Annotated in this window: 21 protein-coding genes and 1 tRNA gene; 10 read left to right on the top strand and 12 right to left on the bottom strand. The window is 59.3% G+C overall.

The features are described 5' to 3' along the window. The 4 genes from ABD903_RS13970 to ABD903_RS13955 all read left to right on the top strand — a co-directional run bounded on the left by ABD903_RS13970 (window position 1) and on the right by ABD903_RS13955 (window position 6,249). A complete protein-coding gene (locus tag ABD903_RS13970; protein ID WP_345225234.1) occupies window positions 1-1,404 on the top strand; it encodes a sugar MFS transporter in 1,404 nt (467 codons plus the stop codon). 258 nt (window positions 1,405-1,662) lie between these two features. Next, entirely contained in the window at window positions 1,663-2,697 is a 1,035-nt protein-coding gene (murB, locus tag ABD903_RS13965) for a UDP-N-acetylmuramate dehydrogenase (RefSeq protein WP_345225232.1), read from the top strand. Between the two features lie 153 nt (window positions 2,698-2,850). After that, on the top strand, window positions 2,851-3,813 hold the full coding sequence (locus ABD903_RS13960) for a fibronectin type III domain-containing protein (protein WP_345225230.1): 963 nt from the start codon (window positions 2,851-2,853) through the stop codon (window positions 3,811-3,813). Window positions 3,814-3,933: 120 nt separating this feature from the next. Next, window positions 3,934-6,249 carry a phospholipase D-like domain-containing protein gene (locus tag ABD903_RS13955; RefSeq protein WP_345225228.1) on the top strand — a complete coding sequence of 772 codons (2,316 nt, stop codon included), beginning with the start codon at window positions 3,934-3,936 and terminating at the stop codon, window positions 6,247-6,249. A gap of 81 nt (window positions 6,250-6,330) precedes the next feature. On the opposite strand, the gene ABD903_RS13950 is transcribed toward ABD903_RS13955, so the two are convergent. Further along, window positions 6,331-6,816, bottom strand: a complete 486-nt coding sequence (locus tag ABD903_RS13950; RefSeq protein ID WP_345225226.1) for a hypothetical protein — start codon at window positions 6,814-6,816, stop codon at window positions 6,331-6,333. 19 nt (window positions 6,817-6,835) lie between these two features. Beyond that, window positions 6,836-9,256 carry an endonuclease MutS2 gene (locus ABD903_RS13945; RefSeq protein WP_345225224.1) on the bottom strand — a complete coding sequence of 807 codons (2,421 nt, stop codon included), beginning with the start codon at window positions 9,254-9,256 and terminating at the stop codon, window positions 6,836-6,838. Between the two features lie 424 nt (window positions 9,257-9,680). Here ABD903_RS13945 and ABD903_RS13940 point away from each other — a divergent pair, with 424 nt between their 5' ends. From ABD903_RS13940 to ABD903_RS13925, 4 genes are all read left to right on the top strand, one after another. Further along, on the top strand, window positions 9,681-10,820 hold the full coding sequence (locus ABD903_RS13940) for a DUF4856 domain-containing protein (RefSeq protein WP_345225222.1): 1,140 nt from the start codon (window positions 9,681-9,683) through the stop codon (window positions 10,818-10,820). Window positions 10,821-10,910: 90 nt separating this feature from the next. Beyond that, window positions 10,911-12,020, top strand: coding sequence for an imelysin family protein (locus ABD903_RS13935; protein WP_345225220.1), 1,110 nt, complete (start codon window positions 10,911-10,913; stop codon window positions 12,018-12,020). After that, window positions 12,020-13,390 (top strand): HTTM domain-containing protein, encoded by a 1,371-nt coding sequence (locus ABD903_RS13930; RefSeq protein WP_345225218.1) that lies wholly within the window; start codon window positions 12,020-12,022, stop codon window positions 13,388-13,390. Before ABD903_RS13935 ends, ABD903_RS13930 begins: the two co-directional genes overlap by 1 nt. Further along, window positions 13,371-15,812 (top strand): TonB-dependent receptor domain-containing protein, encoded by a 2,442-nt coding sequence (locus ABD903_RS13925; RefSeq protein WP_345225216.1) that lies wholly within the window; start codon window positions 13,371-13,373, stop codon window positions 15,810-15,812. Before ABD903_RS13930 ends, ABD903_RS13925 begins: the two co-directional genes overlap by 20 nt. A 56-nt stretch (window positions 15,813-15,868) precedes the next feature. Here the strand turns inward: ABD903_RS13925 and ABD903_RS13920 are convergent, their stop codons facing one another. Both ABD903_RS13920 and ABD903_RS13915 read right to left on the bottom strand, forming a co-directional pair. Beyond that, entirely contained in the window at window positions 15,869-16,627 is a 759-nt protein-coding gene (locus tag ABD903_RS13920) for a TIGR02757 family protein (RefSeq protein WP_345225215.1), read from the bottom strand. A gap of 66 nt (window positions 16,628-16,693) precedes the next feature. Further along, entirely contained in the window at window positions 16,694-17,680 is a 987-nt protein-coding gene (locus ABD903_RS13915; protein WP_345225213.1) for a LysM peptidoglycan-binding domain-containing protein, read from the bottom strand. 279 nt (window positions 17,681-17,959) lie between these two features. On the opposite strand from ABD903_RS13915, the gene kdsB reads away from it, so the two are divergent. Further along, the gene (gene kdsB / locus ABD903_RS13910; protein ID WP_345225211.1) at window positions 17,960-18,718 is read left to right on the top strand and encodes a 3-deoxy-manno-octulosonate cytidylyltransferase; all 759 of its coding nucleotides are present in this window, start codon (window positions 17,960-17,962) and stop codon (window positions 18,716-18,718) included. Here the strand turns inward: kdsB and ABD903_RS13905 are convergent. From ABD903_RS13905 to ABD903_RS13870, 8 genes are all read right to left on the bottom strand, one after another. Then, complete coding sequence (locus ABD903_RS13905) at window positions 18,693-19,130, bottom strand: DUF1622 domain-containing protein (protein WP_345225209.1); 438 nt, start codon at window positions 19,128-19,130, stop codon at window positions 18,693-18,695. The genes kdsB and ABD903_RS13905 overlap by 26 nt on opposite strands. Before the next feature lie 51 nt (window positions 19,131-19,181). Next, a complete protein-coding gene (locus ABD903_RS13900; protein ID WP_345225208.1) occupies window positions 19,182-19,529 on the bottom strand; it encodes a translation initiation factor in 348 nt (115 codons plus the stop codon). 79 nt (window positions 19,530-19,608) lie between these two features. Beyond that, window positions 19,609-20,526 carry a diacylglycerol/lipid kinase family protein gene (locus tag ABD903_RS13895; protein WP_345225206.1) on the bottom strand — a complete coding sequence of 306 codons (918 nt, stop codon included), beginning with the start codon at window positions 20,524-20,526 and terminating at the stop codon, window positions 19,609-19,611. A gap of 135 nt (window positions 20,527-20,661) precedes the next feature. Further along, on the bottom strand, window positions 20,662-21,669 hold the full coding sequence (gene gap / locus ABD903_RS13890) for a type I glyceraldehyde-3-phosphate dehydrogenase (RefSeq protein ID WP_345225204.1): 1,008 nt from the start codon (window positions 21,667-21,669) through the stop codon (window positions 20,662-20,664). A 180-nt stretch (window positions 21,670-21,849) separates the two neighbouring features. After that, window positions 21,850-22,575 (bottom strand): M48 family metallopeptidase, encoded by a 726-nt coding sequence (locus ABD903_RS13885; protein ID WP_345225201.1) that lies wholly within the window; start codon window positions 22,573-22,575, stop codon window positions 21,850-21,852. A gap of 78 nt (window positions 22,576-22,653) precedes the next feature. Next, window positions 22,654-23,139 carry a carboxypeptidase regulatory-like domain-containing protein gene (locus ABD903_RS13880; RefSeq protein WP_345225199.1) on the bottom strand — a complete coding sequence of 162 codons (486 nt, stop codon included), beginning with the start codon at window positions 23,137-23,139 and terminating at the stop codon, window positions 22,654-22,656. 660 nt (window positions 23,140-23,799) lie between these two features. Further along, entirely contained in the window at window positions 23,800-24,558 is a 759-nt protein-coding gene (locus ABD903_RS13875; RefSeq protein WP_345225198.1) for a DUF72 domain-containing protein, read from the bottom strand. Between the two features lie 408 nt (window positions 24,559-24,966). Next, window positions 24,967-25,038: transfer RNA gene (locus ABD903_RS13870), tRNA-Glu, on the bottom strand. A 472-nt stretch (window positions 25,039-25,510) separates the two neighbouring features. Here ABD903_RS13870 and ABD903_RS13865 point away from each other — a divergent pair. Then, window positions 25,511-25,843, top strand: a complete 333-nt coding sequence (locus tag ABD903_RS13865; RefSeq protein WP_345225196.1) for an STAS domain-containing protein — start codon at window positions 25,511-25,513, stop codon at window positions 25,841-25,843. Window positions 25,844-25,942 lie beyond the last annotated feature (99 nt).

Below are 25,942 nucleotides of genomic sequence, written 5' to 3'. Positions count from 1 at the left end.
ATGGCCGTTCCTACTTCTTCCGTTTCCTCCGCCACCAACACGGCCGCTGCGCGTAGCTACGCCGTGCCCATGGTAGCCATGACGTCGCTCTTCTTCCTATTCGGCGCCGTTACCAATTTCAACGACGTGCTGATGCCCTACCTCAAGGATGTGTGTCAGCTCACCGACTTGCAGTCGTCGTTGGTGCAATTCGCGTTTTTCGGGGCTTATTTCCTGATGTCGTTACCGGCTGGCCGCGTATTGGAGCGACTTGGTTACCAGCGCGGTATTGTACTGGGCCTCCTGATTATGGCGGCTGGGGCTTTGCTTTTTGTGCCGGCAGCCAATTCCCGCACGTTCGTGATGTTCCTACTGGGCCTGAGCGTGTTAGGCGCGGGGGTAACATTGCTGCAGGTTGCCGCTAACCCTTACGTATCGGTACTGGGGCCAGCCAATCGTGCAGCCAGCCGTGTTAGCATTGTGGGGGTAGCCAATAATTTCGGCGGTACCCTCTCCCCCCTACTTGGCGGCATGCTACTGTTTGGCGGGTCGGTGGCCCTTAAAGCCCGCTTGGCAGCTATGCCTTTGGAACAGCGACTAGCCGAGGAAGCCACGTTGGTAAAGGCCCCTTACATTGGTTTAGCAGTGTTTCTGGCAGTGCTGGCAGGCGTTTTCTCGCTATTGAAGCTACCCGAAATCGAAAGCATTCCGGCCGACGAAGAAGCACAGGTTCAAGAGCCGGCGAAAACATGGAACCGGTTGTCTGCCCTCGATTTTCCACACCTAAAATTGGGTGTGGTGGCCATATTCCTGTATGTGGGTGTGGAAGTGGGTTTGGGTTCTTTCCTAATCCGTTACGGTGAGGCCCAAGGTATTGCCCAACTCAGTGACTTTACCCAGGCGTTGGTACGCGGCTTGAACGTAGCCACGAATTTCGTAGCCGTGCTTTTTGGTCAGTCGCCCGCTCCCATCGATACTACTGCTGGTTTCACCAAAGCCGTAGGTGCCGTACTTGTAGCCTCTTATTGGTTCGGCTCGTTGGTGGGCCGCGTGGTGGGCATTCCTTTGCTTAGCCGGATCAACGACCGGAAAGCGTTGGTAGCAGTTTGTGCTGCTGGCGTAGCCTTTGTAGTGGCCTCTATTCTCACTGAGGGTGAAGCGGCTTTGTGGCTGATTGTTCTCTGCGGCCTGATGAACTCCATTATGTGGCCTGTAATTTTCCCGTTGGCTATTAAGGGACTGGGGCAGTTCACCAAACAAGGCTCTTCGTACCTGATTATGGCCATTGTGGGCGGCGCCATTGTGCCGCTGCTCATGGGCTGGGTGGCAACCAACGGCGGCGGGCTGCGCGTGGCATTCATTATTCCCGCGCTCTGCTACGCCTATCTGCTGTATTATGCCTTGCGCGGCTACCGCGTGCGGTAAGGGCCTCACCCCCGGCCCCCTCTCCCATGGAGAGGGGAGCCAAACGTTAGCAACTTAAGCAACGATTCCGTTCAACGACGCGGGGCCGGCAAGCTCAGCTTGCCGGCCCCGCTGCGGTTCCGCGCCGCTTGCGCCAATGCGTGCTCTTGTTCAGGCGTTAGCTACGATAGTGGCCCTGTGACTTCGCTACGCTGACCTTGGGTTGGAACCGAGGGGTAAGGCCCCCTTCGTACCTTTGGGCTTCATCCTGTTCTAACCATGCCCGCTCAGCTCCTCCACAACGTCTCGCTTCGCTCCTACAACACCTTCGGCATCGATGCCCAGGCCCGCTTGTTTGCTGCCTTCGCCTCGGCCGAGGAGCTGCGCGAGCTGCTGCGGCTGCCCGAAGTGCAGGAGGCCGAGAAACTGGTGCTGGGCGGCGGCTCTAACGTGCTCTTCACCCGCGACTTCGACGGCGTGGTGCTGCGCAACGAAATTCGCGGACTGGAAGTAGCGGCAGGACCCGATGAAAACACGGCACTGCTGCGGGCCGGCGCGGGCGAATCGTGGCACGGCGTGGTGGAATATGCCCTCAGCCAAGGACTTTCAGGTATCGAAAACCTCTCCCTGATACCGGGCACGGTGGGCGCGGCGCCGCTGCAGAACATCGGCGCCTACGGCGTGGAGCTCAAGGACGCCTTCGACCACCTGGAAGCGGTGGAAATCAGCACCGGCTTGCTCCGTTCTTTCTCGCATGAAGAATGCGGGTTTGGCTACCGGGAGTCGGTGTTTAAAGGGCCGCTTAAAAACCAGTACATCGTAACGGGCGTGGTGCTGCGGTTGCACCGGCAGCACCGCATTAATACCTCTTACGGCGCCATTCGCACCACCCTGGAGGAAATGGGCATTACCGAGGAGCCCACGCCGCAGCAGGTCAGCCAGGCCGTTATCAGCATCCGGCGCAGCAAGCTTCCCGACCCGGCCCAGATTGGCAACGCGGGTTCCTTCTTTAAAAACCCGGAGGTATCCCAGCACAAGTTCGATACCCTGAAAGAACAGTTTCCGGAGGCCCCTGGCTACCCCGTACCGGGCGGCGTAAAGGTGCCTGCTGGCTGGTTAATTGAGCAATGCGGCTGGAAAGGCCACCGCGCCGGTGAAAGCGGCCACTACGGGGTGCATGCGCAACAGGCCCTGGTGCTGGTAAACCACGGAGGAGCTACTGGAGCAGAGGTGCGCGAGTTGGCGGAACAAATCATTGCATCCGTGCGAGAGAAATTCGGAATTGAGCTTCATCCGGAGGTTAACATCTTTTAACGGCCCGGGAGAAAAGCAACGAGTATTAACATTGATAAAATACCATTTTTATCAACGGGGAGCTGCTATTCCTTTGCGGTGGTTCGGCTGAAAATCAGCATATTTGTTGCCCATTTTGCCTTTCTCTAGTAATCCGTACTTGTTTCTGCTTTCATGAAAACAATTATTCTGTTTGCCCTTCTGAGCAGCGGGACGCTTTTACAGGCGCAAGCCCAACAACCTATTTCATTGAACGCAGCCCGTACCGCAGGCCCCGGCGCCACGGTAACGGTGCGCGGCGTGGTCACGAATGGCCCTGAACTCGGCAACATTCGCTACGTGCAAGACAAAGACGGTGGTTTGGCAGCCTTTTCCAATAAACTTCCCGGTTTCACCGACCTCGTGCCGGGCGACAGTGTGGAGTTGAACGGCACCCTCAAAAACTACAACAGCTTACTGGAGATGGACCCCGTCATTTCCTTTAAAAAGCTAGGCCGGGGCCGCCCAGTGCAGCCCAAAGTAGTGCCCGCCGCCGATGTAGCAAAGGTCCTGAACGAGGCGAACGAAGGCCGATTGGTTAAGCTTACCGGTGTAAAGCGCCTTACCACCATGGGCGGCAGCCCGGTAACCACCATTGCCGGCAACTTCAACTACCTCATCGATGGCCAGGGCGGGGCACTGGCCCGCGTCAGCGTGTCGTCGGAAGGACCCAATGGGCTGGTTGGCAAAGAAGTACCCACAGGAGAATTCGACCTGATTGGCATCGTGGGTCAGCACTCCCCCACCGGCACCCCCACGGGCTACCAGTTGCTGCCGCGCCTGGTTACCGACATGGTACAGGGGGGCGGCATGCCCGTAATTGTAGGCGAGCCAGTGCCAATTAGCGTCAGCAAAAGCACCATTACCGTGCGGTTCGAAACGCTGAACCCCGGCACCACCAAAATAGAATACGGCGCCACGCCGGCCCTTGGCGGTATGGTTAACGATGCCACGCCCACCAAGCTCCACAGCATGGAGCTAACCGATTTGCAGCCCGGCACCACGTACTACGTACGCGTCAGCTCGACCAACAGCGTAGGCACTTCCACCTCGGAGGCGGTGCCTATGATTACCTCTACCAAGAACCGCACCCGCTAGCCCTTATCAACGCACCGGGAGTTAGCTTGCGGCCAACTCCCGGTGCGTTAAGGAAACCCAGGTTGCGCGCCGCCCGGCACCGCCTTACCACACCCTACATTCCGCATTTCCCTCCTCTGAATGAAAAAATCTACCCTTTTGGCTCTGCTATGCGGCGGAGTGTTTTCCTTCTCGCATTCGGCATTGGCTCAAACGGCCATTACCATTGCGCAGGCCCGTGCCCAGGCACCGGCTTTTAACCAGTCGGGGGCCACGGTAAAGGTGCGCGGCGTGGTAACGAACGGGGCCGAGCTGCGCGACATTCGCTACCTGCAGGATGGCACCGGCGGCATTGCGGCGTACTCCCCCGCTCTGGTAGTAGGCGTCGGGCAGGGCGACAGCGTGGAGGTAACGGGTACGCTCAAGAACTTCCGCGGCTTGCTGGAAATCGACCCGGTTACATCAATTACTGTTTTGGCTGGCAACCGGCCGTTGCCGGCGCCAGTAGTTTTCCCGGCTGGTGGCTTCACCGCCGCTTTTGCCGAGCAGTACGAAGGCCAATTGGTGCGCCTGAACGGTCTGACCTCTATTACCACCAACACGGCTACACCAGGTCCGGTATCGTCGTTTACCAGCGGCGCTACTTACCGCATTAACGGCAATGCGGCCAATCCTCTGTTTGTGAATGCCGGTTCGGGTCCGCCCGACGGCCTCATTGGCAAGCCGGCCCCTTCCGGGGTGTTCGACGTGGTAGGCATCATGAGCCAGTTCACCAACACCGCCCCCGGTACCACCGGCTACCAACTGCTGCCCCGTTTGTACGCCGACTTCATTCAAGGCGGCACGCCAAACCTGCAGACCACGCCCATGCCGACCAACATCAGCACCTCGGGCTTCACGGTGAACTTCCGCACCCAAAACCCCGGCGACACCAAAGTGGAATATGCCACCACCGCTGCCGGGCCTTTCACCACGCTTACCGCCGCCGCTAGCGTAACCCAGCACAGCATTGCTATTTCGGGTCTGCAGCCGGCCACAGTGTACTACATAAAGGCCAGCTCGACCAACAGCGTGGGCCTTTCGGAGTCGCGCCTCGTGCCCATGATTACGGCTTCGCTTTCCTCGGGCCGTATGCAAACGTACTTCACCAACCCGGTGAATACGGCGCTGGCGCTACCCGGCAACAATGCCATTCACGCCCCCAACGGTTCCATTGCCGATACCTTGGCCCGCTACATTGGCCGCGCCCAGGAAACCCTGGACATTTCCATCTACAACTGGAACAGCGCCATTATTCTGAACGCAGTGAATGCCGCCCACGCCCGCGGCGTGCAGGTGCGCGTTATCTACGAAGGCAGCAACACCAACCTGAGCATACCAGGGCTGAACGCGGCCATTCGCCGGGTAGCGCGCAACACCACGCAGAATATCATGCACAATAAGTTTGTGGTGATTGACGCTAACTCGACCGACCCCAACCGGCCGTGGGTATGGACCGGAGCCACCAACTGGACTCCGGGGCAGCTCAATCAGGACCGCAACAACGCCCTCGTGGTGCAGGATCAGTCCCTGGCCCGAGTGTACACCATGGAGTTCAACGAAATGTGGGGCGGTGGCACGAATTCAACGGCCGTATTCGGCTCGCGCAAAACCGATAACACGCCCCATTACCTTAACATCGGCGGCAAGCTGGTGGAATCGTGGTTCTCACCAACCGACAACGTGAACGGCCGCCTGATTGAAACCATTCAGACCGCCGACAACGACCTGCACGTGGCCACCATGCTCATTACCCTGAGCGACCTTGGCACCACCATCCGCAACCAAGTGCAGCTGCGCAACATTGCCAACTGCTCGGAAGTGCTGGTAGACGATACGACCAGCGCCGCCAGCTCGGGCGCCATTTTCCGCAACATCCGGCAGGCTTTGGGTAGTCGCGCCATGGTGAACAACGTAGCGGGCATCATGCACCACAAGTACGTGCTGGTAGACGCCGGCGCTTCGCAGTCCGACCCCACGGTGTTTACCGGCTCGCACAACTGGAGCCTTTCGGCCAACACCGAAAACGACGAGAATACCCTCATTGTACACGATAGCCGCATCGTGAACCAGTACTACCAGGAATTCTACCGCCGCATTACCGACCAGAACCGCGGCATTATTCCCTGTAACCTGGTGCTGGCCAACAAAACGGCCAAGGTGCAGGAATCGAGCGTGCAGGTGTACCCCAACCCCACCCGCGGCAAGTTTCAGCTGCGCGTGAATAGCGCGGTTTCGGCCCGCAAGGCCACCATTACTCTGCGCGACGCCACCGGCCGCGTGGTACTCACGCAAACCCAGACGATGGTAGCTGGTCAGGATTTGACCGTGGACGCTTCGCAGTTGAAAGCCGGTCTGTACATGGTGCAGATTGTGACGCCCGAAGCTACGCAAGTGAGCCGCGTGGTAGTGGAGTAATTCCCCAAAACGCTTAAACAAAAAGCGGCTGCCCGATGGGGCAGCCGCTTTTTGTTTGGCCTTATTCGCCAGTTGGTAATCTTAACTCGAAGTTTCAAAGTGCGTTTGAAACTGACTGCCTAGTCTATCCAACCAATGCAGAGGTGGGTAAACGTGCAGCAATCCAAAAATGAGTAGCAGCCAGCCGCTGATGGCAAGGGTTAGGTTTGGAACCAGTTTAATACCCAGTTCTGCGGGGTCAACTGAACGCGTTTCGGGAAACACTACCGCACCAATCAGCAACACTAAGCCCAATGCAATCAAGCCGGCCTGAACGGCAAAGTGGCGTACCCACCATCGCCTCAGCGCATTGTTAAAACGCAGGGGCAAACCGGCCAGTAAGCCCACCATCATGGTCGCGCTAACCAGCACGACGGCCATTAATGGGTGAAACGTCACCATGCCAAGAAACGCGGGAAAGCCCCCTTCGAAATCGAGCAGGGCGAAGAGCATATAAACAAAGCAGCCGACGCTAAAGCTTAGCGTCAGCTGCCCGATTAATACGAGCATGCGGTAAAGAAGCTGCATGCCCGAAGGTAGTTGGTGGTTACTTGAGTACCGCCACCGTTACGCCGTCGCCGCCGCGGTCGGCGTGTTCGTTGGCTACGCTGGCCACGGCGCGTTGCGAGTGGAGGTAGTCGCGCACAATCTGGCGAAGTACACCGTTGCCGCGGCCGTGCAGGAATTTGATTTCCGGTACGCCCAGCATCACAGCATCATCCACGTAGTTCATGATGCGTTGCAAGGCGTCTTCGGCCCGTTCGCCGCGCAGGTCGAGGGTGGTGCTGAAACCGGCCATGCGGCCCGTTACGTCCAGCCCCGCGCCGCCGGAGCGAGCCTCGGCCATGGGCGCTTTGCGGGCCGCTTCCTTCTCCCGCTCCCGAATTTCGGAACGCGTGAGCTTTTCGAGCTGCGCTACTTTAACCAGCGTCTTCATGCCACCGAAAAGCACCTCGGCGGTTTTGCCCTTTACGCTCACCAGCTCGCCGTGGCCCTCCTGCCCGATCAGCGCAACTTTGTCGCCGGGCTTGAGGGTAGCCGAATCGGCTTGTTCGCGGTGGGCCTGGGCTTTGGGGCGTTCCTCCTTTAGCTCTTTCTGCACGAAAGAATCAAGCTGCTGGCGGGCCTGTTTGGTTTGCTCCTTCTCAGCCCCGGCCGTGCGAATTTGCTGAATGGTGGCTTCAATCTGCTGGTTGGTGTCCTTGAGCAGCAGCTTGGCTTTCTGCTTGGCCTCACGCAGCACGTCCTGCTTGGTCTCCTCAAGATGATTCTTGAGGTCCTGGTATTCCTGAGCCGCTTTTTTCATGCGCCGCTCGTGCTTTTCGGCCTCCGCATTGCGTCTTTCGAGGGTGGTTTTCTCTACTTCCAGCTCCTCCAAGAGTCGGTCGTAACGCACCTTTTCCTTGCCCACGAGTTGGGTAGCGCGGTCGACGATGGCCTTGGGCAGACCGATGTTGCGGGCAATTTCCAGCGCGAACGACGAACCCGGCTTGCCCGTTTCCAAGCGGTAGAGCGGCTGCAGGTGCTTGGGGTCATAGCGCATGGCGCCGTTCACCAAGCCGGGCGTACGCTCAGCCAGGTTCTTGAGGTTCGTATAGTGAGTGGTAATCACCCCGAAGGCACGCACACGGTTCAGCTCACCCAACACAGCCTCGGCAATGGCGCCGCCCAATACCGGTTCGGTACCGGTGCCAAATTCGTCGATGAGCACCAGACTGCGCTTGTTGGCCAGCAGCAGGAACTGCTTCATGTGCGTGAGGTGCGAAGAATACGTGCTCAGGTCGTTTTCCAGGCTTTGCTCGTCGCCGATGTCAAGGAAAATGTCGTCGAATACGCCGGCTTCGGAGTTTTCCTGCACGGGAATCAGCAGGCCGCATTGCAGCATGTACTGCACCAGGCCCACCGTTTTCATGGCTACAGATTTGCCGCCGGCGTTCGGACCGGAAATAACCAGGATGCGCTGCTCGGGCGTAAGCTCAATATCCAACGGCACTACCTCGCGGCCTTGCTCCTTGAAGCTCAGCTGCAATAGCGGATGCCGCGCCTGTTTCCAATGCACCAACGGCCGCGAGCCCAGCTTGGGAAGCACGGCATCCAGGTCGCGGGCGAAGCGGGCTTTGGCGCGAATGAAATCGAGCAGACCGAGGAACTGATAAGCACGCTTGAGGTCGGGAATGTGCGGGCGCAGCTGGTCCGTGAGGGCCATTAGAATCCGGATCAGCTCGCGGTGCCAAGCGTTTTCGAGGTCCTTGATGTCGTTGTTCAACTCGAACACGGCCTCGGGCTCGATGTACACCGTTTGGCCCGTGGCCGACTCATCGTGAATCAGACCCTTCACGCGGCGCTTGTGCTCGGCAATAACGGGCAGCACCAAGCGGCCACCCCGAATGGTGGGCTCGGCGCCTTCGGGCGTCCAGCCTTCGGAGCGGGCTTTGCGCAGCACATCAGCAATCTGCCGGCGCAGAATTCCCTGACGGTTAATGAGCTCTTGGCGCAACTGGCGCAAAAGCGGCGAAGCATCGTCGCGCACGTGGCCGTCGTCGTCCACCACTTTGTCCATGGCGGCCAGCAAGTTGCGGTCGGCTTGTACGCCCACGCCCAGCAGGCGCAAAGTGGGATACAGCCCCTCGGGCGCCTGGGTGAAAAAGGTCAGGGCCTCGCGGATGGTGCGCAGCGAGAGTTTCAGCTCGTAAACCGCCGATACTTCTAAATAGGCCCCGGGAATTTGCGCGCGCAGCAAATGAGGGTGCGCGTCGTAATAATACTGGCTGGGGAAATCGGCTCCGCTGCTTAATAGCTGGCGGAACTCGTCGGTTTGCTGCAGCAGCTTCCGCAGTTCGTCGGCACGGGGCTGAAACTGCATTTTCTGCACGTAATGCCGGCCTAGGGGGCTCAGGCACATTTCAGCCAGCCGCTCGCGCACTTGCTGGAAGCCTATTTTCTGCTCGAATGTCTGCGGGTAAATCAAGTGGTATGGGTCGGAATCGGTAGTTCGATGAAAAAGCGCCTAACAGGCAGCCTTGGGTAACAGCGTTGCGGGCCGAAAGATTCAGGCAAAGCTATGCGACTCCGTATTACCAAAAGCTACCCGCTGCGTGACATCAAGCATTATAAGCGCCTACAATTCAGAAGAAGGCTCTTACTATATAAGAAGCAGCCCCTCAAAGCGGCGGTAGAGGGTCTACAGACCGGCATAAGAATCAGGAAGTAGAACTCCTCTAATGATGAATCCAGCTATAGCTCGTAAAACTGATAGGCTTGGAACATTGACGATTGCCGATGGATTAAACAAGCTGTTTGGAAAGGTTCTAAAGAAATTTTAGGTCTATTTGTAATTATTCCAAATAGCCATAATACCTTTGTCCCGTTCCCCTGATACAACCCAATTTCCGATGAACTTTAAGTGCGTTCCTGTTGCCCTGCTGGCCCTGACCTTTGGTTTTTCTTCCTGCGACACCGACAAAGCCGAACCCACTCCGGCCTTGCGCACCAAGATGGATTACGCCAGCCTGACGGCCACTACGAAGTACACGGAATCGTTCAAAGATGCCAGCGGCCAATCGACGGTTGACCTGACCGCCTCGAACACGCGGCTGGATATGTTCACGGAGTTCAACAATTACATGGCGCTGGTAGCCACTACCACCGCGCCCAGCACGCTGGACGTAACCAAGCTGCGCAGCATGTACACCGGCAGCACGTTCTCAAACGCAGCGCTGAACACCTCGGGCCTGCAACTGCGTAACACCACGGCCGCTTCTTTCTCGGCTACGGGTGCCGAAGCTGCCCGCACTTACATCGACAATAACATTACCCTGCTGGCCGACGCCAGCCGCTCGGTAAACACGCCCGCAGCTCCTGGTGTAGCCGGCCGCATCGGCCGTTACTTGGTAGATGGCAAAGGCGTTGAGGTTAACCAAGTGATTCAGAAGGCGCTGATTGGCGCTGTGCTGCTCGACCAGATCGACCACATGTTGCTGAGCGACCAGGCCCTGAACGCCAACAATAGCAAAACCGTGGACGGCAAGCCGTACTCGGAGCTGGAGCACAACTGGGACTTGGCTTACGGCTACATGACCTCGAAGCCCATCATGACCACTGTGTTCGACGCCAACAACCGGGAGCGTTTCCTGGCCGGCTACCTGAACGAGAAAAACGCATCCGCTTCGCCCGGCGTGTACATGGCGTTCCTGAAAGGCCGCGCGGCCATTGTGAACAACGACAAAGCTGAGGTAAAAAACCAGGCCAACATCATCCGCACGGAGTTGGAAAAGACCATTGCCCTGTCGGCCGTGTCGTACCTGAACAGCTGGAAATCAAACCCCGACCTGGCCGCTAAAACCCACGCGCTGGCCGAAGGCCTCGGCTTCATCTACTCGCTGCGCTTCTGCAGCAAGTACGGCGCCGACGCAGCCTTTTCCGACGGTGTGCTGAACCCGCTGACTGCCGGCACAAATGGGGTTTGGAGCCTTACCAACGCCCAGGCCGATGTAGCCATTAACGCCATCAAAGCCAAGTTTAACATCCAGTAAGTTCTGGCCCGCGGCCGCCGCGGACCCAGCCCAACGCGCCAAAGCAGTCCGCTGTTTTGGTCGTTGGTGTTTCAAACCCTACTCGATTCCATGAAAAAAACGCTCGTTTCCGCCTTCCTGCTCGTTCTTACCGCTTGGGTAATGATTAGCTGCTCCAAGGACCCGAACGGCACGCCCGAACCCAGCACCGCGCCCGACCGCAAGGCCTTGCTTACGTATTGGGCCGATAGCCTGGTAAAACCCGGTTACGCGCGTTTCAACGGAAAGATGGTGGAGTTGAAGGCCAAAACCACGGCCTTTACGGCTGCTCCCACCGAAACCACGCTGCGCGCTTCCCGCCAGGCCTGGCAGGAAGCGTACGTGGAATGGCAGCGGGTAGAGCTGTACGAGTTTGGTCCCGCCGAGCAAGTGAGCCTGCGCAACCACTTCAACATTTACCCCACCGATGCGGCGGGTATTCGGCAGAACATCGGCTCGGGCAATTACAACCTAGATCTGGCAACGGCCATTCCACAGCAGGGTTTCCCGGCGCTGGACTACCTGTTGAACGGCATTGCCACCGGCGACGCGGCCATTGCGCAGCAGTTCGCTTCCTCGGCTAACCACCGCCGCTACCTCACCGACGTGGTGGCCAAAATGGAGGAGAAGTTCAACGCGGTAAACGCGCAGTGGAACGGCTCGTACCGCGACACCTTCATCAACAACGCCGGCACCGATGCCAGCAGCTCCCTTTCCCGCGTGGTTAACGCGTATTCGCTTTACTACGAGCGTTTCTTGCGGGCGGGCAAAGTGGGCATTCCGGCCGGCACCATGACGGGCACGCCCCTACCCGACCGCATCGAAGCCTATTACTTCCGCGGCGCCCTGCCGCTACAACTGGCTACCACGGCCCACGCGACGGTGCAAAAGTTTTTTGCGGGCCGTGAAGGCCAACCCTCGCTCAAGTCTTACCTGGATGCGGTAGGTGCTAAGGACAGCCGCACGAACCAGGCCCTGAGCGGCATCATCATTAACCAGCTGAACGCCTCGTATCAGCAGCTGAGCGGCTTGGGGCCTGATCTGTTCACGACCATCACCAGCCGCAATGCTGATGCTGTGGCCTCGTACAACGAGATGCAGAAGGCCGTGCGCATGATTAAAGTAGACATGACCTCGGCGCTGGGCGTCACCGTGACTTACGTCGATAACGACGGCGACTAATGCAGGGCAGCAGGCTGCAACACTACCTTCAGAGCTACATTCCAGCGGCCCCGCTGGCTACGTTCCGGTTGGCTTTCGGCCTGCTGGTACTGGCCAGCGTGGTCCGTTTTTGGGCCAAAGGCTGGATCGAGGAGCTTTACCTGCAGCCGGAGTTCTTCTTCCCCTATTACGGTTTTGAGTGGGTAAAACCGCTGGGGCCGTACACGTACGGCTTGTTTTTGGCGTGCGGGTTGTGCGCCTTGCTGTTGGCCCTGGGCTTGTGGTACCGCGTGGCCGCCGCCGGCCTGTTTCTCAGCTTCACTTACATCGAGCTGATGGACAAAAGCACCTACCTGAACCACTACTACTTTGTGAGTTTAGTAGCGCTGCTACTGGTGCTGCTGCCCGCCGGCCGCTCTTTTTCGCTGGATGTCGCCCGGAACCCCACCCACGAGCGCGACGCCGTGCCGCGCTGGACGGTGGATGCACTGCGCCTGATGATGGGCATTGTGTATTTCTACGCCGGCTTGGCCAAGCTGAACTCCGATTGGCTGATTCAGGCCATGCCCCTGCGCATCTGGTTGCCCGCCAAAAACGACTTGCCGCTGATTGGCCCCTTACTCAGCTACACGTGGGTTGCCTATGCATTCAGCTGGTTCGGAGCGTTTTACGACCTCACGGTGCCGTTTTTCCTGCTTTACCGCCGCACCCGCGCCGTAGCTTACGCCACAGTAGTGGTGTTTCACGTACTCACGGCCGTGCTGTTTCCCATCGGCATGTTCCCTTACGTGATGATGGTGGCGGCACTGATCTTTTTCCCGGCGTCGTTTCACGAGCGGGTGCTCAGCGGCCTTCGGCGTTTGCTGCGCCTGCGGCCCGCGGTTCCGAAGGCACTGGCAGTACCGCTTATGTACGGCCCGCGCACCCGTCGGCTGCTGCTGATGGGTTTGAGCGTGTTTTTCCTGGTGCAGCTGCTGCTGCCTTTTCGGTACTTGTTGTACCCGCGGGAGTTATTCTGGACCGAAGAGGGTTACCGCTTTTCCTGGCGCGTGATGCTGATGGAGAAAATGGGTCAGGTGCAGTTCAAGGTGGTCGACAGCGCCACCGGCCGCGCCCGAATCGTGAACAACTACGAGCATTTGAGCGTGTTGCAGGAGAAAATGATGGCTACCCAGCCCGACATGATGGTGCAGTTCGCCCATTATTTACGCGACTACTACGCCCGCCAGGGCGTACAGTCGCCCCAGGTGTACGCCGATGCCTACGTGAGCCTGAACGGCCGCCTGGGCAAGACGTTCATCGACCCCACCGTGGACTTGGCGCAGCAGTCGGACGACTTGCGGCCCAAGCCCTGGATTTTGCCTTTCGACGATGAGATTTCCGGTTTGTAGTTCGGTGGTGACGGTGAGCTTGCTCGCCGGCCACGTGGCGTTTGCCCAGCAAGTAACCCTGCAGGGCCGCGTGCGCGAAGCCGACACCAACCAGCCCGTGGTGGGCTGCGAGGTCTATGTAAAAGGCTCGCGCCAGATTGCCCGCACCGACAGCACCGGCCTGTTCAACATTTCGCGCCTCGCGCCCGGCCGGCAACAGTTGCAGCTCTCCTCCATCGGCCACGAGCCCTTGAAAATAGAAGTCGAAGTACCCGCCGATGGCAGCGTGCTCGATTTCAGGCTGGCCCGCCGCGAACGGACGCTTAAGGAAGTGGTGGTGGCCGCGCCGCAGGCCCGCTTCGGCCAAACCCGCCTGCGGGAGGTGGAAGGCACGGCTATTTTCGCGGCCAAGAAATCGGAAGTCATTGTGCCCGATAACCTGGTGGCCAACCTGGCCACCAACAATGCCCGGCAGGTGTACGCCCGCGTGGCCGGCCTGAACATTTACGAAAACGACCAGGGCGGCCTGCAGCTCAGCATCGGCGGCCGCGGCCTCGACCCCAACCGCACCGCCAACTTCAACGTGCGCCAGAACGGCTACGATATTTCGGCCGATGCCCTGGGCTACCCCGAGAGCTACTACACGCCGCCCATTGAGGCCATTAAGCGCATTCAGTTGGTGCGCGGCGCGGCCTCTTTGCAGTACGGCACGCAGTTCGGCGGTTTGCTGAACTTCGAAATGCGCGGCCCTGAGCCGGATAAAACGGTTTCGGTGGTGTCGCGGCAAACGGTGGGCTCGTTCGGGTTTTTCAACTCCTTTAACAGCGTCGGCGGAACGGTTAAGAAGCTGAGCTACTACGCCTTCGCCCAATACAAGCGCGGCGACGGGTGGCGCCCGAACTCGCACTTCGACAGCAAAACCGCCTACGCCGACGTGCGCTACCAGTTCACCGAGAACTTTAAGGTGGGCGCGCAGGTCACGCACATGGATTACCTGGCGCAGCAGCCCGGCGGCCTCAGCGACGAGCAGTTTGCCCGCAACCCGCGCCAGTCGAACCGCGCGCGGAACTGGTTCGAGGTCGACTGGAACCTGTTTAACGCCTCGGCCGACTGGAAGCTGAATCCGCGGTCTAACATTAACCTCACCACCTTCGGCCTGCTGGCCTCGCGTAAGTCCTTGGGTCACCGCCCGAACCGCGTCGACACCAACGACAGCGACGACCTCGGCCGCGACCTGATTACCGGTGACTTCCGCAACTTTGGCGTGGAGGCCCGCTACCTGAACCGCTACCAGGTGGCCAGCAAGTACGGCGTGCTGCTGGTGGGCACGCGCTACTACAGCGGCTTCAACCACAGCATTCAGGGCTTCGGGCCGGCTGGCCACTCGGCCGATTTTACCTTCGGGGAACCCGGCCCGCTCACCACCAACAGCTACTCCGACTACCGCTTCCCGAACCGAAACGTGGCGGTTTTTGCCGAGAACATTTTCTACCTCAGCGAGAAGCTGTCGGTTACGCCGGGCGTGCGGTACGAGTACATCCGCACCCGCGCCGAGGGCGAATACGGCAACGTGAACCGGGATTTGGCCTTGAACGTCGTGTCGTTTCCCATTACCCCGGAGGAGCGCGAAAACCGGCGGGGCTTTGTGCTGGGCGGCATTGGGGTGAGTTACAAACCGCAGGAGCAGCGCGAATTTTACGGCAACATCTCGCAGAACTACCGCTCCATCACGTTCAGCGACATGCGCATTGCCAACCCGTCGGCCGTTATCGACCCGAACCTGCAGGATGAGCGCGGCTACTCCGCCGACCTCGGTCTGCGCGGCGACCAGGGCCAATGGCTGACGTACGACGTGAGCTTGTTTGCGCTGAACTACGGCAACCGAATTGGCGAGGTGCAGACGTACGACGCCAACGACCGGGTGCTGCGCCGCCGCGGCAACATTGGCCGGGCCCTCATTCTGGGCGTGGAATCGTACGCCGAAGCCGATGTGTTGCGCCTCGTGCAGCCCGAAACCGGCCGTTGGTCGGTAGCCACGTTCGGCAACCTGGCTTTGGTGCGGGGGCGCTACACCCAAAGCGAAGAGCAGGGCGTGAAAGGCAACAACGTTGAGTTTATTCCGACGGTAAACCTCAAAACAGGCCTGCGCGCTGGCTACGGCCCCGTTAAGGCATCCTTCCAATATACCTACCTCTCCGACCAATACACCGACGCGACCAATGCCGAGGTTGGCGGCGTGTCGGCCGTGGTAGGCTTGATTCCGGCCTACCAGGTCATGGACGCGTCGGTATCGTGGGAGCGGCGCTGGCTGAAGCTGGAAGGCAGCGTGAACAACCTCGCCAACGCCATGTACTTCACCCGCCGTGCCACCGGCTACCCCGGCCCCGGCATTTTACCGTCCGACGGCCGCAGTTTCTTCCTGACGGCGGCGGTGAAGTGGTGATTATTGTCAGTTGCCAGTATCCCTGAACGCACTGACAACTCGCAACTGACAACCTACTACCACTTCTCGTCAATGCCCAGCCCGAACAGGGCGAAATCGTATTTCACGGGGTCGTTTGGGTCGAACTGACGCAGGTTGTCGGTTAGCTCGTTGGCTGCTTGCCAGTCGGTTTGCTTGCGTTGCAGCAGGCCCAATCGGCGGGACACCCGTTCTACGTGCACATCGAGGGGGCACACCAAATCGGCGGGCGAAAGTCGCTGCCAGAGGCCGAAATCGACGCCGTGCGCATCGCGGCGTACCATCCAGCGCAGGTACATGTTTATGCGCTTGCAGGCCGAGTTGCGTGCCGGTGTGGCCACGTGCTTGCGGGTGCGCTCGGGGGCATCGGGCAGGCTAAAAAATAGGTTGTGGAAGTTAATAAGCCGCTCGCGCTGCGTGGCGCCGTTCAGGAAAGCATCTTCCAGCGACTCGTGCTGCTCGTAGTACCAGCGAAGCCAGTGCACGAAATACAGCAGGTCGGTGTCGCAGAAGGTGCGGTGGCAAAACCGCTCCAACCGACGCAGGTCGTCGTCTTGGTGGTGCAGGATGAACTCATGGGGCGCGTTATCCATACGCGCCAGCAACTCCGTGCCTTTGTTTATGATGATGCTGCGTTTGCCCCAGGCCAGCAAAGCAGCAAACAAAGCGCTGATTTCGATGTCCTGCTTGAGAGTAAAGCGGTGCGGCAGGCTTATAGGGTCGGGCGCGATGAACGCGGGCCGGTCGTACCGCTCGTACCGGTCGTCGAGCAGCGCTTTGAGCTGGGCGTGGGTCACTTTTCTATCAACTAGAAAGCCCGACGCAGGCCGGGCTTTCGAGGAACAATACTTACAGGCACGTTCTTATTCAGGTAGATACGACGTTTCTACGCGAAACCGCTGATCGGGCGTATTCAGTTTGGCTACGGCCTTCTTCGAGAGACGAATCAGGATGCTGGAGTTGTCGCCGGTGTCGGGCAGCTTGCCGATAACCCGCACGTACACCACCACGCCGTTCATGATGTTGCGCACCATCATGATGGTGCCCACGGGGGCCGTTTTGTGCAGAGCCAGATATTTCTCGGAGTTGCCGCCTTCAATTACGGCTGCCAAGCCGCTTTCCGTCACCTTGCGCACTACCTCGCTGGCGCGGGTGGGCTCCTTGGCTTCTTCCTCTGCGGGCACCGTGGGCGTGGTAACAGGACGGTCGTCGGTTACTTTACCGGGTTCCTTGTCGGCAGGCTCCTCTCGCTCGGGACGGGCGGTGGGTGGCGCGGGCTTGGGCGTGGCGGCAACTGCCGGTTCCGGAGCGGCGGCACCTCCCGACCCAGGCAGTATCACCAGGGTTTGACCAACACGCACACCGCCATCGGCGAGTTTGTTCAGCCGCTGTAGCTCGGCTGGTGCTACATCGAACTTCCGACCAATGGCAAAGAGGGTTTGCCCGGCCGCTACCTTGTAAATGTGGTTGCCGCGGGCATCGGTGGGCAAGCTGCGGGCAGCAGCATTGCCGCCGCCGCCGCCGCTGGTTGCTGAGGCGGCTGGTTTGACAGCCGTAGCTGGCGTACTGGCCGGAAGCACGGCGCGCTGGCGCGGCACCAGAATTTCCTGGCCCGATGCCAAAGCGCCTTTTACCGTTGGGTTGGCTTCCATCAGCTGCTCCACGCTAACGCGGTAGCGGCGGGCAATGCCGTACAGTGTTTCGCCGGGAGCCACGCGGTGCCGCACGAAAGCGGCATTCTGCCGGTACACAACGCCTATCGAATCGGGCGGCAGCACGGGGCTGGCAGCGGCGGTAAACGGCAGGGCAAAAAGAGAAGAAACGAGGAGTCGGTAGGATAAACGGGTCATACGGTGGTTTCGTACGGCACGGAAGTCGGACGCAGGCAATGATATTCCCAAATCCAACAGATGCATCGTCAGCGGAGCGCCCGCAACGCCGAAAGATACGCAAATCCGGTCGGGGCTACCGCCAGTAGGCCACTTTCGTGCCAACCAAACCTGTTTTTTTGCAGTGCGCCCGTCGCGGCTCTATTACTTTGGCGAATCTGCATCGGCTGGTCTACCAGCGGCTAGGTAACGGCATCAAACTTACCTTGCGACCATAATCCGCTCCTACTCCTCGTTCCTATGCACAGCATCGGCATCATTCCCGCCCGTTTCGCCTCCACCCGCCTGCCCGGCAAGCCACTTGTGGACCTTGGCGGCCGCAGCATGATTCGGCGGGTAGTGGAGCAGGCCCAGCAGGCCCGCTTGAGCCGCGTGGTGGTGGCCACCGACGACCAACGCATTCTGGAGCACGTTCAGGGTTTCGGCGGCGAAGCGGTACTTACCCACCCCGACCACCCCAGCGGCACCGACCGGGTGTGGGAAGCCTACCAGCAGCTGGGCGTATCGGCCGGTTGCGTGGTGAACATCCAGGGCGACGAGCCCTTTATTCACCCCGCGCAGATTAACGCGCTCTTGGATGTATTTGCCGATGCCTCCACCCAAATTGCCACGCTGGTAAAACCAGTGGTGTCCGATGAAGAACTGCAAAGCCCACACCTTCCCAAAGTAATACTGGGCGCTGCCGGCGAGGCCCTGTATTTCAGCCGCCACCCCATTCCGTACCTGCGCCAATACCCCGAGTCGGAATGGCGGACGCACCACCGCTACTTGCGCCACATTGGCTTGTACGCGTACCGACCGGCCGTTCTCCAGCAACTCACCCAACTAGCTCCAGCGCCGCTGGAGTTGGCCGAATCGTTAGAGCAGCTCCGTTGGCTCACCCACGGATTTAGAATTCACACCGCCGAAACGGAGCTGGAAACCATTGGCATTGATACTCCCGAGGACGTGGAGCGGGCGTTGCGGCACCTTGCTACTGTGGGTACTGCCGAGGCATAACCGGCTGCACGGGGCTTACAGGACTTCCTTCGCTGTTGGCTTTGTTTACCACAGCTTCCTCGGCTATGGACGCTTGCTCCTCGCGCATTTCCTTGGCCAGGAACACGTTCAGCACCGTGCGAATTACCGCAATGGCACCCAGTTGCCCAATCTGCTCCCAGGTTGGCGCAATGGCCGTGGAAAGAATATCGGCTCCTAGCTGAAATTCCAGTGCCAGCGCCAAGTACCGCGCCAGTGATAGGCGCACGGCCGTGAAGCTGGCCGGCTTGCGGCGTAGCACCATGGGCAGCAGCTGCGCCAGCGCCACCACAATACCAATTCCGATTACGGCGGCCCCTACCGCCTCCACGCCCAGCTTCAGCCACTGCACTGCGCCTCGCACCGTGCCTTCTATTAATTCGAACTGTCGCATGAGAGGTGGTGGGCTAATGCCGGTACTACTGCGTCGTGGTACGGAAAAGAATTAGCCGCCGATGCGTTTGGTGTTCTTGTAACCTAGTTTCACCAGCTCGGCCATTACCTTTTCGCGCACGTCGCCCTGAATCAGGATTTCGGCGTCTTTGGCGCTGCCGCCCACGCCGCACTTGGTTTTCAGGGTTTTGCCGAGGGTCTGCAAGTCCTCTTCAGTGCCTTTGAAACCGGTAATGAGAGTTACCTGCTTGCCGCCCCGCTGCTTCTTATCCAGTTGCACGCGCAGCTGCTGTTGCTGCGGAGGCAGCGTAACGGCCTCAGCGGCTTCATCCTGCTGGTAGGTAAAATCGGGGTTAGTGGAGTACACCACCCCTTCCCTGTTGCCGTGTTTTTTGCTCATGGTAAAATGGGTTAAAGCCTTGATTTCTTGCCCTCTTGAAGGCCTAAAGGAGACAGATCGGCTAGTAAGATGTTCCCTCTCAGCCAACAGCAATTGTGTTTCCAAATCCCTCGCCCACTACTACAGGCAAGGCCAACGGTTCCAGCGCCACCGAGAAATCAGCTGATTCGCCGGCAAAGTCGCCATCGAGGTGAAAGCCCAGGGGCCGCTCGGTGCGAACGTGTATCGTGTGGGCGGTGTGATAGGCGGCGGCGCCCGAAGTAGGCAGGTTTCCGGCCGCGAGGCCGTAGGCCACTTTCACGGCGCGCCATAAGGGAAGTTGGTTAATCAGACATACATCCAGCAATCCGTCCTGAATGTCGGCCAGGGGCGCGATGTAGGCGTTGTTGCCGTATTGGGCAGCGTTGGCAAATGCCAGCACGTAGCAGTCGGTTTGAATCTGCTTGTCTGCCAGTTCTATTTCCACTGGGCACGGGCGGTAACGCTGGTACTCGCGCAGCGCAACGCGCACGTAGGTGCTAAGCCCGCGGGTACCGGCTTCGGCAAACATGCGGCTCACGTGCGCATCAAAACCCAGGCCAGCGGTGCAGAAAAACGGTCTTCCATTCAAGCGGCCCACATCGATGTTCAGCACGCGGGGGCGGCGCAGCAGAGCTACCGCAGCTTCGGGGCGCAGCGGAATACCTAGGTGACGGGCTAGGCCGTTGCCGGAGCCGCGTGGCAATACCGCCATGGCCACGCCGGTGCCCAGCAGGCCTCGGCCGACTTCGTTTACCGTTCCATCGCCGCCCACGGCCACCACCACGCCAAAGCCCTGTGCGGCGGCTTCACGGGCGAGTTCCTCGGCGTGACCAGCGTATTGGGTAGCCCGCACCTCGTAATGCAAGCCGTAATCCTTACCCAGCACGGCGTTCAGCAGCCCTTGCAAGTCAAAATTCCGGTTGGTGCCTGATATCGGATTAAAGATTAAGCACAGGCGGGACAAAGAGGTGGGCATACAGGTCACGAACGGAGCGGGTGGCAAAGATGCACGGCCGGCGGCAAACGCCCACGGCCAGTGCCTTGCTTATACGCAGCAACGCCCGCCCCGCCGAAAGGCAGAGCGGGCGTTGCAAAACGCAAGCGCGGACGCTTACTTGGACTTCATCTGGCCGAGTTTTTCGATCAGGTCGGCAGTGCGGGTGCTGTAACCGCTTTCGTTGTCGTACCAGCCGATAACCTTAACCAACGTACCGTTAGCCGAGGTGAGCTCCGAATCCAGGATGCACGAGTGGGGGTTGCCCACGATGTCGATGCTCACGATGGGGTCGGTGGTGTACTCCAGAATGCCTTTCAGCGGGCCGGCGGCAGCAGCTTTCAGGGCGTCGTTCACCTGCTCCTTGGTTACTTCCTTCTTCAGGATAACCGTCAGGTCGGTCATCGAACCGTCTGGAATTGGCACGCGCATGGCCAGACCATCGAGCTTGCCCTTCAGGTGGGGCAGCACCAGACCTACGGCCTTGGCGGCGCCGGTGCTGGTGGGGATGATGCTGTAAGCCGCAGCGCGGGCACGACGCAGGTCTTTGTGCGGCGCGTCCTGCAGGTTCTGGTCGGAGGTGTAGGCGTGCACCGTGGTGATGTAGCCTTTCTCAATGCCGAAAGCATCATCCAACACCTTAGCCATGGGGGCCAGGCAGTTGGTGGTGCAGGAGGCGTTCGAGAGAATGGTTTCCGCGCCGGTCAGGATGTCTTCGTTTACACCCAACACCACAGTGGGGATGTTACCCGTGGCGGGAGCCGAAATAACTACTTTCTTGGCACCAGCGGTGAGGTGCTGACCCGCACCGGCTTCGTCGGTGAAGCGGCCGGTCGATTCCAGTACCACGTCCACGCCCATGTCGCCCCAGGGGAGCAACTTCGGGTCGCGCTCGGCGAGGGCAGCAATGCGCTGGCCGTTCACGGTCAGGCTGTTCTCGTCGTATTCCACCGTGCCATCGAAGCGGCCGTGCACCGAGTCATACTTGAGCAGGTGAGCCAGCGTCTTGTTGTCGGTCAGGTCGTTGATGGCTACCACTTCCACGTCGGGGCGGCTCAGCAGCGACTTAAACGTCAGGCGACCAATCCGGCCGAAACCGTTGATGGCGACTTTGATTTTAGCCATAATGGGGAAGAAAAGGTTAACGGTTCACGCACTGAACCGTGGTGAGAATGCGCGGGCGAAGGTACGCGGCTACGGGAGAAAACAAAAACCCGGCCCCGACGGCAGCCCGCGTACGCCCTTATTGGTAGTAGCAGCCCGTTGCTTTATGTTGGAAATCAGTTCGTGCAGCCCGCCTGGCAATTAGTCAGCATCGGGATGCATGGCCGGGGTTAGCGCCACTTGGTTGAGTTCGGCTTTGTGCTGCCGCCAGTCGGGCATAAACTGATCCATGAAGCCCCAAAAACGGGCGTTGTGCAGCCGCTCGTGCAAATGCACCAGTTCGTGCACCACCACGTAGGCCAGGCACTGCGGCGGCCGTTTGATTAACTCCAGATTCAGCCAAATGCGCCGGGCGCGGGTGTTGCAGGTTCCCCAGCGCGTTTTCATCTGCTTTACGCCCCACTCGGCGGCCTGGGCGCCCACCACGGGCTGCCACTGCTGAAGCAGCACCGGTACCTGTTCCTTCAGCCGGGCGCGGTACCACGCCGCCAGCAGCGCGGCGCGGGTTTCGGCGGTATTACCAGGGGGCAGGTGAAGCTCCAGCTGTCCTTGCTCTTCGCGCAAAATCACCTGCGGCCGTCCCACCGCAGGAAGCAAGCGAAGTGCATAGCCGCGGCCTTGGTAGTAATGGGTTTCGTTGTCTTCGTAACGCAGCTGGGGAGCGGGTTGGCGCGCGGCGAAGGTTGCCTGGTGCTTGCGAATCCAGGCCCGGCGGGCGACTACAAACTGCTGAATGCTTTCCAGCGGCATGCGAAGCGGCACTGCTGCCCGCACTCGTCCGTCCGGGGCATATACCGTAAGACGTATCGTGCGAATGTTCTTGCGCACCAACTCCAGATCTACTCCTTCAATTTGTACCTGCGGCATGCGTTTCCTGCAAAAGCCTTGCAAGATACGGCTGCCATGACGCATGGATCAACAGCGCCGGTATTCGTTTGAGGCCGATTATCGGCGGCTTACGGTCTGCTTCAACTCTACGCTCAATCCTTTTTGCAGGCGGGGCTGGGTTAGCACCACCGTTTGGTTTTCGTACCCGGCAAAGCCAACGGTCAGGCTTACCGGGGCATTGTTAGGCAAGGTGAGTACGAAGTCGCCTTTCGCATTGGTTACGGTAGCCAGTTTGTGCGTGCTACCCGTCAGCCATACCGTGGCGCCGGGCAGAGGCATGCCATCGGCACCGGTAACCCAGCCAGCCAAAGCCACCGGACGGTGGTCGTGGAAGATGTCGGTCGTCGGCACGGCCATTACTGGCTTCAGCGTTTCAACTTTGCGACGGACGCTCGGCCCTTTCTTGGGAGAAGCCGCCTTTTTAGCAGCAGCAGTTTTGGATACCGGAGCCGTTCCGGAACCCGGCGCTGCAAAACCGCTCAACGAAATCAGGAAAAGAACAGCGGCCAGAACGAAAGACGGAAGGGTACGGAGAGCGAACATGAAGGTGTGGCTAAGGGAGTAGCAGTTGGATGTGCACAGCGCCTGCACCAAGGCAGTGACGGAGCGATGAATCAAACGTACTGCACCGTTCCTGGCGCTACACTGGCATATGGCCCAACCTTAGCCTTTCGCTTCCAAACGAATCAATATTCTGGGCAAACGATATTACATCTATAACTAAAGCAGCATCTATTTGTGTCCTTAGCTAATTCAGCCTAACAAGTTGAAGCAACTAAATTAGTAGTCCGTGAGGAACAAAATCGACTGTTTCTGTAAACACAGGATCCTCCCTAGAAATGACCACGTAAAATAACCCTTGGGGAAATGAACCGAGCGGGCCATCTGGTACGCTCAGTTCATTTCCCCTTAGGCCGCGCGGCGCGCAGCCTGCGCGCCCACGACTTGCTGCCCATCCTGGTCGAGCCCGTGTTCGGCGAGTTCTTGGCCCTTACCGCTCAACTCTTACACTTGCCCATCTCTCCCATCCGCGTCGTCGAAGCGGAAGAGTTCCTCGGCCCCGTCCACCACAGCATGCCCGGCCCGACCGGCAGCCCCGCGCGAAGGCCCTCGGTGCCACGGCCATTGCGAAAGCCCGCGCCGTGGTGTACCACGACCTGGCCCTGGAAACCAGCGCCCGCCCCCGGAGGCGAGTTGGACGGCTCACGCCCGCTCCGCGACCAGCCGCTGCAGATCTTGGGCATTGTCAAAAGCGGCGCCCATGGTGTTGTTGAAGTAGGCATACACGTCTTTCCCCTCTTGGAGGTAGTCGTGTATCTGCTCGGCCTGGTCGTGCAGAAAATCGTGCTCGTAGGACTCGCGGTAGTTGCCCTGCGGGCCGTGGAAGCGCAGATAGACAAAGTCGGCCCCCTCGTTGAGCCGGGCGTTTCGGGCGGGACCTTTGTCGTGCAGCACCAGGCTGGCGCCGTGGTGGTCCAGCATTTCACAAGTATCATCGACATACCAGCTGGGGTGGCGAAACTCCACCGCTTTGCGCCACTCGCGGGCGGGGTCTGCCGCTGCCAGCGCAGTCAACAGGGCACTAACTGCGTGCAGCTGACGAATGGTGTTGCTGGGCGGGAACTGAATGAGCAGGCAGCCCTTTTTGGGGCCCAACTCCCGTGCCGCCTCTAGAAAGCGGACCACGCCGGAGAGGTCCTCGGCCAGGGCTTTGGTGTGCGTGATATCGCGCCAGAGCTTGAGGGTAAAGTCAAATGCAGGGCCGGTTTCCGCGGCCCAGGCCGCAAACGTTTTGGGCTGGGGGATGCGGTAGAAGGTGCTGTTAATCTCCACCGAGTTAAACAGGGTGGCGTAGTAGGTGAGGCGGCTCGTCGTCTGGTAAGCCTCCGGAAAGGTGGCCTTCGGGCCGGGCACGACGATGCCGCTGGTGCCAGTGCGCAGGGTGCCAAGGAGGGCCGGCATGGGAGGAGTTAAATGGAAGGTTCGGGGTATAACGGGCCACGCTGCCTCGGCGTTTTCCCCAGGCACATCTTCACGGGGTCCTAACGCATCATCTGCTTATCAGAGCAGCCCTCTTGGCATGCCAGGCAGGGGGCAGCGCCTAGCAGCGGGGAAAACCCGCGCCCAGCTGCAAGACGAGCTGCTCGAAATCACCGCCTTGGTGCGCTACCCCTTCACCCGCCACGGCCCAGATTCCCGTGCCCGCCGAGTTGCTGGCCCAGGTCAAACGCCGCCTGCTTGACTTGCAGAGGGGCTTCCCTAGCGGCAATGCTAACACTGGAATAGGCTTGCGGCCACTGACAGAAAGCAAGAAAGGCCACCCTGCTTAAAACAGAGTGGCCTTCTTTTTTGAGAGCAACCAAGGTTTAGTAGTCCGTAGGGGAATCGAACCCCTGTTGGCAGAATGAAAATCTGCAGTCCTAACCCCTAGACGAACGGACCAGATATTGTTCCTTAGTCGCTTTCAGTGGTGCAAAGATAGTAGTGCGGTTTCGTGGCGCAATACCTGCTCCTTAAAAAAGTCTGAACCCGACAGGAAATTTCTGATTCTCAACCACAAAAATTTTACCCAGTAAGTAACCTAGGTGCTTTCCTGCAATACTGCCAGGGCCTTTTTCTCCTGAATCGAACACTGACGGAAGAGTAAAGCATAAAAAACGGGCTGCTTTGCAAGGCGCCCTACCAATCCAACGGCCGCGCCGGTTGCCCCATCCAACGAGAAGCCTGCCATGCAACGAGGGTATACCCGGGCATTGCGGAAGGCTCTACCTCGAAAAAACCAGTTCTGAGGCAATAAAACTACGTACTTACCCACGAGACTACGGAGATTATTTAGGTATAAAGCCGCGTCACTTTATGGTTCAGCTTAGCGTATATGTGCAGCGCCCCATTTCCACGCCTGTCTTTCCCCGCCATGCAAGTCTTCCACGAAATCCTCCCCGACCGCTTCGTATTGCTACTCGCCGATGACCTGCCAGCAACGGATTCGGCGACTGGCTCGTTGGAACGCTGCCTGTTACAAGCCTGGCGGAGCCGCAAACCCAGCGTTTGGGTCGATTGCAGCCGGTTGCAAGCCCTGGCCGCCGAGCACCTCGCGGTGTTGCTGCGCTACCACGAGCGGCTACGCCGCCGCGGCTCCGAATTGATACTGCTGTGCCTGAGCCAGCCCTTGCAACAGGCCTTCAATAACCTGACCGCAGATGCCCGCCCGACGATGCTCACGGAAGCTCCGCCGGTGGTTGGGTAAAGGGTAATTGGCGAGTAACTAAACTTCTGGCCTAAGAGCCTGTTTGGGAATTAAGGAAACCGATTCAAGCAGAGCGTGACGTTGGCCCACAGAATCCAG

Source organism: Hymenobacter koreensis, from assembly GCF_039541855.1.
Taxonomy (GTDB): Bacteria; Bacteroidota; Bacteroidia; order Cytophagales; family Hymenobacteraceae; genus Solirubrum; species Solirubrum koreensis.
The sequence above is the reverse complement of the archived record's forward strand: the minus strand, read 5'-3'. Positions and strand labels throughout refer to the sequence as shown.